This is a genomic window from Listeria grandensis, from assembly GCF_014322885.1.
Classification (GTDB): Bacteria; Bacillota; Bacilli; order Lactobacillales; family Listeriaceae; genus Listeria_A; species Listeria_A grandensis.
In genome coordinates this window covers 481,063-489,620 of record NZ_JAASUG010000002.1, presented here as the reverse complement: position 1 = coordinate 489,620, position 8,558 = coordinate 481,063, and the positions used below count along the sequence as shown (strand labels likewise).

General features: G+C 45.5%; 8 protein-coding genes. 3 read left to right on the top strand and 5 right to left on the bottom strand.

The genetic code is table 11. The annotated features are described in order from the left end of the window. Positions 1-314 precede the first annotated feature (314 nt). The 3 genes from dapF (at position 315) to HCJ54_RS04940 (ending at position 2,559) form a co-directional block, all read left to right on the top strand. Complete coding sequence (dapF, locus tag HCJ54_RS04950) at positions 315-1,304, top strand: diaminopimelate epimerase (protein ID WP_187136831.1); 990 nt, start codon at positions 315-317, stop codon at positions 1,302-1,304. Between the two features lie 11 nt (positions 1,305-1,315). After that, a complete protein-coding gene (locus HCJ54_RS04945; RefSeq protein ID WP_187136830.1) occupies positions 1,316-2,008 on the top strand; it encodes a phosphatase PAP2 family protein in 693 nt (230 codons plus the stop codon). A gap of 350 nt (positions 2,009-2,358) precedes the next feature. Beyond that, positions 2,359-2,559, top strand: a complete 201-nt coding sequence (locus HCJ54_RS04940) for a cold-shock protein (protein ID WP_036064277.1) — start codon at positions 2,359-2,361, stop codon at positions 2,557-2,559. A 130-nt stretch (positions 2,560-2,689) separates the two neighbouring features. On the opposite strand, the gene ilvA is transcribed toward HCJ54_RS04940, so the two are convergent. The 5 genes from ilvA to HCJ54_RS04915 are packed head-to-tail and all read right to left on the bottom strand — an operon-like array spanning position 2,690 to position 8,557. Next, positions 2,690-3,958: a threonine ammonia-lyase IlvA gene (gene ilvA, locus HCJ54_RS04935; protein WP_187136829.1), complete on the bottom strand. Its 1,269-nt coding sequence runs from the start codon at positions 3,956-3,958 to the stop codon at positions 2,690-2,692. 49 nt (positions 3,959-4,007) lie between these two features. After that, positions 4,008-4,589: a 3-isopropylmalate dehydratase small subunit gene (leuD, locus tag HCJ54_RS04930; RefSeq protein ID WP_187136828.1), complete on the bottom strand. Its 582-nt coding sequence runs from the start codon at positions 4,587-4,589 to the stop codon at positions 4,008-4,010. Beyond that, positions 4,567-5,964 carry a 3-isopropylmalate dehydratase large subunit gene (gene leuC / locus HCJ54_RS04925; protein WP_036064284.1) on the bottom strand — a complete coding sequence of 466 codons (1,398 nt, stop codon included), beginning with the start codon at positions 5,962-5,964 and terminating at the stop codon, positions 4,567-4,569. The genes leuD and leuC overlap by 23 nt, the downstream gene beginning before the upstream one ends. Before the next feature lie 2 nt (positions 5,965-5,966). Next, positions 5,967-7,019, bottom strand: coding sequence for a 3-isopropylmalate dehydrogenase (gene leuB, locus HCJ54_RS04920; RefSeq protein ID WP_187136827.1), 1,053 nt, complete (start codon positions 7,017-7,019; stop codon positions 5,967-5,969). After that, the gene (locus HCJ54_RS04915; protein WP_187136826.1) at positions 7,016-8,557 is read right to left on the bottom strand and encodes a 2-isopropylmalate synthase; all 1,542 of its coding nucleotides are present in this window, start codon (positions 8,555-8,557) and stop codon (positions 7,016-7,018) included. The genes leuB and HCJ54_RS04915 overlap by 4 nt, the downstream gene beginning before the upstream one ends. Position 8,558 lies beyond the last annotated feature (1 nt).

The following is an 8,558-nucleotide window of genomic DNA, read 5'->3' as shown; positions in this document are numbered from 1 at the left end:
GAGGAGTTGGCCGTAGAAGCTGGATCCGAAGGCGCAGGACACGATGCAGTACATGGATTATATGCTCACTACGTTCTTATGCATGTGGAGGCTGGACTGGAAATAGGAAGCTAAGCTGAGAATAGGCGTAAGCAGACCACTGGTGGATTACATGATCACTACGTTCTCATGCATATTGTGGCTCTAACTCAGCAAAGGACGCTTCATAAGAGCCACAACAATAGAACGAATGCTCTCTACGCTCGCACTCATATTGATTCTCTAAATCAAAGCAAAGGACGCTTTGAAAGTTCATCAACAATGGAGGTAATCCGATGGCACATATTCATTTTATTAAAGTACACGGTTCACAAAATGATTTCTTTCTCATCGATGAAACTAAAAATAACTTAACAAACTGGCAAGACAGTGATCGCGCTAAACTGGCTACGCGTATTTGTGATCGCGGGGAATTTCTCGGTGGCGCGGATGGAATTCTATTTGTGTCTGAAAGCTCAAATGATACCTCTATCGGCCGTATGCGCGTTTTTAATGCAGATGGCTCTGAAGCATCGATGTGTGGAAACGGCTTACGTACGGTGGCTCGTTACTTGTTAGAAGCGCATGATCTAGATGAAGCTACCATTGAGACGATGAAAGCAACATTGCACGTCTCAAAAGCAGCGGAAATCGGTGATGGCATTCCAACATACCAAGTCGAAATCTCACCGGTTTTATTTGCTCCTGAAGCACTGCCGCTAAATTGGTCAGAATCAGAAATGATAAACGAAATGGTACCCGCATTTGATCCAGATTTACGCTTCTCTGCCGTCGCGGTTCCTAATCCACATTTGATTACATTTGTTGATCAGGCGACGCTAGACTCGGATAAGCAAGCCGAACTTGCCACTTACTTAAACGGTGAGAATCCATATTTTACAGATGGTGTGAACGTTAGTTTTGTTAAAGAGCTGGCAGAAGACACGATCTATGTCCGGACTTTTGAGCGCGGTGTTGGTTTTACAAATGCTTGCGGGACTGCGATGTCGGCCTCAAGTCTGATGAAAAAACTATTGCACAATGATAAGCTGGAAACGCCGGTCAACGTGTATAATAACGGTGGTCGTGTGAAAGTAACCGCTACAAAAGATGCGGGGGGTAATCTACACCTACAGCTCATCGGTAACGCCACATTTGTGTATCGCGGCACGCTCGCAGTCACAAAAGATTTCGTGAATCTCATTCTAAAAGAAGATACAAACGAACAAGCGAAATATCAAAGCATGGTAGAAGAAGTACAAGCCTACCTGCAAAAAAATAAGTGAGGAGTAGATTTATGAACACAAACAAAAAAAAGGCCATACCACTGTTCACGATTGGTGGTTTCGCCTTGCTATTATTCGTAATCGTAGCACTAGCGGTCCATTCAGAACCAAGATGGGTCGCAAAATTTGATTTAAACTGGATTGGCCGAATTCAAACAAATGTATCAGCTTCCAAAACGAATCTCATCGATAGCTTAACAATGATTGGGAGTGCAGAAACAGCAATTATTTTAACGATTATCGTTGTCGTTATTCTTTTCTTCCTGCGTAAATTTGTCGTCGGCCTTTGGTTTGGTGGTACCGTACTCGTGTGTGCGATTCTACTCAATGCAGTGTTAAAACATATTTTTGAGCGTCCACGTCCAAATTTCAATCGCCTTATTGCAGAAACGGGATTTAGTTTTCCAAGTGGGCATGCGACTGGAACGACGATTTTTTATGGCTTAGCGGCGATGTTTCTTATCTTCACCGTGAAACAAATGTGGGCGAAGATTGTTATTGGTGTCGTTGGTCTTGGCTGGATTTTCTTCATTATGTACTCTCGCGTGTATCTTGGTGTTCATTACCCAACGGATGTGCTAGGAGGATTCTTGTTCGGAATCGCCTCGATTTTTATCTCCTTGGGCGTGTACTTCCTTGTCCGCGAACCATTACACAACTTATTGGTGAAATGGCGTATCAAGGACCGTAGCATTATTAAATAAGCCGAAGAATCGCGATGTCTCCCATATACTGTGGGGGTGCGCGATTTTTTTATCGACAGAGTTGTCGCAATAATGGCGCACTTAGGTAAATATTGCTTGCATTTTTAGAATGAAAGCGTTAAAATAGTTGTATTGATACGTTACTTTTACTCTGCATTGTTGGGATGCTGTAGGCGCGGCTGGCTATCATTCACACATTATAAAGGATATTAATCCGATGATGAGTATCTTTTATAATATGTGAATTTTGAAATGAAAACAAAAGGTAAGCTTGTTGTTAAGCAGTTTCCCAGTAAGTTTTATATTTGTAAAAGGAACATATTAAGAAAATTTTTGGAGGTTTTTGACAGATGCAAGAAGGTACAGTAAAATGGTTCAATGGCGAAAAAGGTTTTGGATTTATCGAAGTTGAAGGCGGCGACGATGTATTCGTTCACTTCAGCGCAATTCAAGGAGAAGGTTTCAAAACACTTGACGAAGGTCAAAAAGTAGAGTTTGAAATCGTAGAAGGACAACGCGGACCTCAAGCTGATAACGTAACAAAACTTTAAGAATAGCGAGAGTATGCGAAGAGGATTGAGCAATGACCGACATGTGCGGTCATTGCTCAATTTTTTTGTTAGCAAAAAATAAAGTGCCAGTACTCAGGATTTGCTTGAGCAGGGCACTTTATTTTGTTTATTAAACAAGTAAGGTGTATAGCATCTGATTATCATTGATCGGCATGAAACTTGGATCAAAAACGGCGATGCGTTCTAATAGTTTTTCATAGTCGTTTGGATCTTGTAGTAAGACACCGATAATAACGGGGCCTTGATTCCGGTTTACTTTTTTTGTGTATTCGAATTTTGTGATGTCATCGTAAGGTCCGAGTACGTCATTGACAAATTCACGCAAAGCACCAGGGCGCTGTGGAAAATTGACGATGAAGTAGTGTTTTAAGCCTTCAAAGACGAGAGACCGTTCTTCAATTTCTTGCATCCGGTTGATGTCATTATTACCACCACTGACAATGCAAACCACGTTTTTACCTTTGATTTGTGGTCGGAAATGATTGAGTGCTGCGACGGATAAGGCACCGGCTGGCTCTGCTACAATGGCTTGTTTTGTGTACATATCTAGGATGGTAGAGCACACTTCGCCTTCATCCACTTCGGTTACTTCATCGACGAGTTTCGCGCAATGGCTATAGGTTAGTTGGCCAACTTGTTTTACGGCTGCACCATCAACGAACTTATCGATTTTCGGTAGGTTGACAACTTTGCCGGCTAGCAGTGATTTGGCCATAGAAGGAGCACCAGCGGGTTCGACACCGATGATGGTTGTTTCTGGACGGACAGCTTTGACGTAAGAGGCAACACCAGATACAAGCCCTCCACCACCGATTGCTGCGAAAACAAAGTCACAGGCTTCGCTACCGAGGTCATCCAACATTTCTACAGCAACGGTACCTTGACCAGCAATAATGTCTGCATCGTCAAAAGGCGCAATAAATGCTTTATTTTGTTCTGCGCTAAATTTCTTCGCAGAGTAGGCGGAGGCGTCGAACGTATCTCCCGTAAGGCGAACTTCGACAAAATCGCCACCAAAGAAGCGAACTTGCGATACTTTCTGTTGCGGTGTCGTTGTTGGCATGAATATAGTAGCAGGTACGCCGAGTTTTTGGCAGGTGAAGGCGACCCCTTGTGCATGATTTCCAGCACTTGCGCAAGTGACGCCATTTTTGAGTTGTTCTTTGTTTAATTGGGCGATGGCGTAGTAGGCACCGCGTAATTTGAAGGAACGAACCCATTGTAAATCTTCCCGTTTTAAGTAGACGTTGCAGTCATATTTTTGCGATAAGTAGTAGTCTTTTTCAAGCGGTGTGTGTTTGACGATCGTTTTTAATGTATCGTATGCATCCAGCACGTCTTGTTTGCTAACTAAAGCATCCACATCAACCATTTCCATAACATCTTCACATCCTTCTTAAGATTGAGGCATACCCCAGACAAAGCGTTTAGTAGGCGCGTGCTTGATTTTCGTATTCTGTAATCATGGATTCGTGTTCCATTGTTTGTGCAATATCATCGAGACCTTTGATGAACTTTTCTTTCCATGTAGCGTCGATCTCGAAATCGTAGGTGCCCGCCGTGCTAATGACTTGCTGATTGGGGAGGTCGATAGCGATTTCTTCGTTAGCTGGAATCGCGGCCAGTTTTTCGCGGGCTTCTTTTGGTAGGCTGATCGGTAAAATCCCGTTTTTTGTACAGTTCATGTAAAAAATGTCGCTGTATCCGCCGGCGATAATGACCCGGAAACGGTAGTCAAGTAGGGCCCAAGGAGCATGTTCGCGACTGGAACCACAGCCGAAGTTCTCACCGGTGACAAGGATGGTAGCTTCTTGTCGGTCAGGAGCGTTCAGCGGGAATTCAGGATTTAAGGAACGATCGGGAAGATAGCGCCATTCATCAAAAAGAAATTTGCCAAATCCGGTGCGTTCGATCCGCTTTAAAAATTGTTTTGGGATAATTTGATCCGTGTCAATGTTATCGTTCATGAGGGCTACGGTTTTTCCTTTATGCAACACCATTGCTTCCATTTTGCCACACTCCTTTGCGAATATCGATAAAGCGACCGTGAATTGCTGCTGCTGCGGCCATTGCAGGGCTTACCAAGTGAGTTCGTGCACCTTTTCCTTGGCGGCCTTCAAAATTACGATTGGATGTTGATGCGCAGTGAATGCCTTCTGGTACTTGGTCGGGATTCATACCTAGGCACATGGAACAACCAGGCTCGCGCCATTCAAAGCCAGCGTCGATGAAAATTTGATCGAGACCGATGCGCTCTGCGGCTAAGCGAACTTGGCGGGAACCAGGAACGACCATGGCGCGAATACCAGATGCGACTTGGTGTCCTTTGACGATTTGTGCAGCTTCTTCTAGATCAGAAAGTCGTGAGTTGGTACAAGAGCCGATAAAAACGTAGCCAAGGTCGATTTCGGACGCGGTTTGACCGGGTTTTAGTCCCATGTATTGATAAGCGCGCTCGTCGTTGATGCTTTCGATTTCTGGGAAAGCTTCGGTTACTGGAACGCCCATACCTGGATTGGTTCCCCAAGTAACATATGGTGCTAGCTCTGAGACGTCAATTTCGATGTCACGATCATATGTCGCATCAGGATCACTTGGTAGCGTCGTCCAATCGGCGATAGCGGCCTCCCAATTTGTTGGTGCATACTCGCGACCTTGAATGTAAGCAAAAGTGGTAGCATCAGGAGCCATCATCCCCATTTTAGCGCCGCCTTCAATGGACATATTGCAGATGGTCATGCGTTCTTCCATCGTCATATTGCGCACGGCTTCTCCGTAGTATTCAACGGCGTATCCGTTACCGAATGCGACGCCGTATGTTGCAATCAGATGCAGAATAACGTCTTTTGCATAAACGCCTTTTGGAAGGGTGCCGTTGATTTTGACACCCATTGATTTTGGTTTTTGTTGCCAGATGGATTGCGTAGCAAGGACATGTTCCACTTCACTCGAGCCAATACCAAAGGCCATTGCTCCGAAAGCGCCATGTGTTGCGGTATGTGAGTCACCACATACGATTGTTTTACCAGGTTGTGTCAGCCCAGTTTCTGGCCCGACCATATGCACAATGCCTTGACGCTCACTACCGACATCTGCCAGTGTGACACCAAATTCTTCGCAATTTTTGCGTAGGGCATCGATTTGCTTTTTAGCAACGACATCGTGAATGTTGAAAATGTCTTCGGTTGGGACGTTGTGATCCATCGTGGCAAATGTGCGATCCGTGCGACGAACCTGTCTTCCTTCCATTCGCAATCCTTCAAAAGCTTGAGGGGAGGTAACTTCATGCACCAAATGCAGATCGATGTATAACAGTTGCGGTTCACCTTCTTTTCCAAATATGACGTGACGATCCCACAACTTATCGAACATTGTTTTAGCCATTGTTATTCTCCTCCTTTAACTCGTTTTTTAACTTCTTTTGTAAAATCGGTAGTCGATGTGTTACCGCCAATATCTTTGGTTAGGAACCCTGCTTCCATGGTTTCTGAGGCTGCTTTGTCAAGATAATCTGCGGCTTCAAAAAGTTGGAACGATTGGCGTAGCATCATGGCCACAGATGAAATCATCGACATTGGATTGGCGATGTTTTGACCAGCGATATCTGGCGCGGAGCCGTGAATGGGCTCGTAGAGTGATGGACCTGATTCTGGATGGCTCGCAGATGGTAACATGCCAAGCGAGCCAGTAATAACGGAGGCCTCATCGCTCAAAATATCACCAAACATGTTTTCTGTGACGATGACATCAAAAGTGGTAGGGCGTTGGATGAGAATCATGGCAGCCGCATCCACGTAAAGATGTTCTAGTGTGACTTCTGGATAGCGCGTAGCGACGCGTTCTACGACTTGACGCCAAAGTTTACTCGATGCTAGCACATTGGCTTTGTCGACCGAGGTCACTTTGTTGCGACGCGTTTTTGCGAGTTCAAAAGCTTGGACAGCGATGCGTTCGATTTCTTGCGCTGTGTACGTTAAGGTGTCGACCGCGCTGTTTTCATCCCAATGCTTCGGTTCACCAAAATAAATGCCGCCTGTTAGTTCGCGAACGACGATAAAGTCGGTACCTTCTACGATTTCCTTTTTCAGTGGAGAGAGGTGGGCGATGGTGTTTGGTACTTGAATCGGGCGGATATTAGCGAATAGGCCAAGTGCTTTCCGTAACGCTAGTAAGCCTTGTTCTGGCCGTTTTGATGCGTTATCCCATTTTGGACCACCAATAGCACCGAGCAAAATGGCATCTGCTTTTTGGCACGCGGCCAGTGTTGTTTCTGGTAGTGGATCGGACAGGGCATCAATGCCAGCGCCGCCAAATGGGTGTGTTTCTATTTTAAAATCTAGTTGGAATTTTTGAGCAAGGGCTTCTAGCACTTCTAGTCCGCTCGCCATGATTTCTGGGCCAATCCCGTCGCCAGGAAGGGCGGTAATGTGATATGTCACTTGACTGGGACCTCCTCGCTAGTCGTTTGTTTTTTTTCGGTAGCTTTGGCGCTTGCATGCAAGTAAGACTTGGCGGAAGCGGTGAGGACATCATTGTCAATACCAATGCCATGATACGTCGCGCCTTTTTTGTCTTTGACGATAACATGAACCTCTGCTTGCGCGTCATGACCTGCCGTAATCGCTTGAATACGATAATCAGTCAGTTCGATGTCTTGCTCCATCAGGCGGTTGATCGTGTTGTAAATCGCTTCGATACTACCAGCCCCAGTCGCTGCATCTTCTAAAACAGAGCCATCTTCCGTATGGATTCGAACAATCGCGCCTTGAACGCCGCCGGTCACATACTGTACTTGCAGGTGATTCAATTCATAGTCATCGGCTTTCTCGGATGTTTGACCAAGAATCAATGCGTGTAAATCGTCTTCGGTTACGTCTTTTTTCACATCGGCCAAATGTTTGAAGCGTTTGAATGCATCGTTTCTCTCGTCGTCCGTCATGGAGTAGCCAAGTTCTTCCATACGCGCGACAAAAGCGTGACGGCCAGACAGTTTGCCAAGTGGTAGCGCATTTTTCTCGACACCAACAAGTGCTGGTGTGATAATTTCATACGTGGTCGGTTCTTTCAAAACGCCATCTTGGTGGATCCCGGATTCATGCGCGTAAGCATTGCCACCGATAATCGCTTTATTGCGTGGTACAGGCATTCCAGAAAGGCGGCTGATTAGGTCACTCGTTTTCTTCGTCTGATTCAAAATAATGCCAGACTCCGCTTTGTAATAATCGTTGCGAATGTGAAGCGCCACTGCAACTTCTTCTAGCGCTGTATTCCCTGCGCGTTCACCGATACCGTTTACCGTACCTTCAACACGACGAGCTCCATTTTCGATCGCAGCAAGCGCATTTGCAACCGACATACCAAGGTCATCATGACAATGGGTAGAAAAAATAACCTCATCGAAGCGCGGAATATTTTCACGCAAGTAGCGGAAGAGGGCGCCAAACTCTGTCGGATTCGTAAAACCAACCGTATCCGGAATATTAATCACCGTCGCCCCAGCATCGATCGCTGTTTGGACAGCCGCTACTAGAAACGCAGGATCTGTTCGCGTCGCATCCTCAGGTGAGAATTGGACGATTGGAAAAAGCTTACGGGCATGTGCGACATGATGTTTAATCGACGCTAAAACCTCAGGCCTACTCATTTTTAATTTATGCTTCATATGTACATCACTGGTAGCAAGAAAAACGTGTACCTGAGCATTTGCGGCACCATTTAGCGCTTCGTAAGCTCGGTCAATATCGCGCTCCACAGCACGCGCTAATCCACAAACTGTCGCCGTTTTAATCATGCTGGCAATCTCTTTTACCGAGTGGAAATCACCGTCAGACGCAATCGGGAATCCAGCTTCAATAACATCAATCCCATACGTTTCTAGTTGACGTGCGATTTGCATTTTTTCTTGCTGGTTAAAATTGACGCCTGGCGTTTGTTCGCCATCACGTAGCGTCGTATCAAAAAATTGAATATAAGCCATA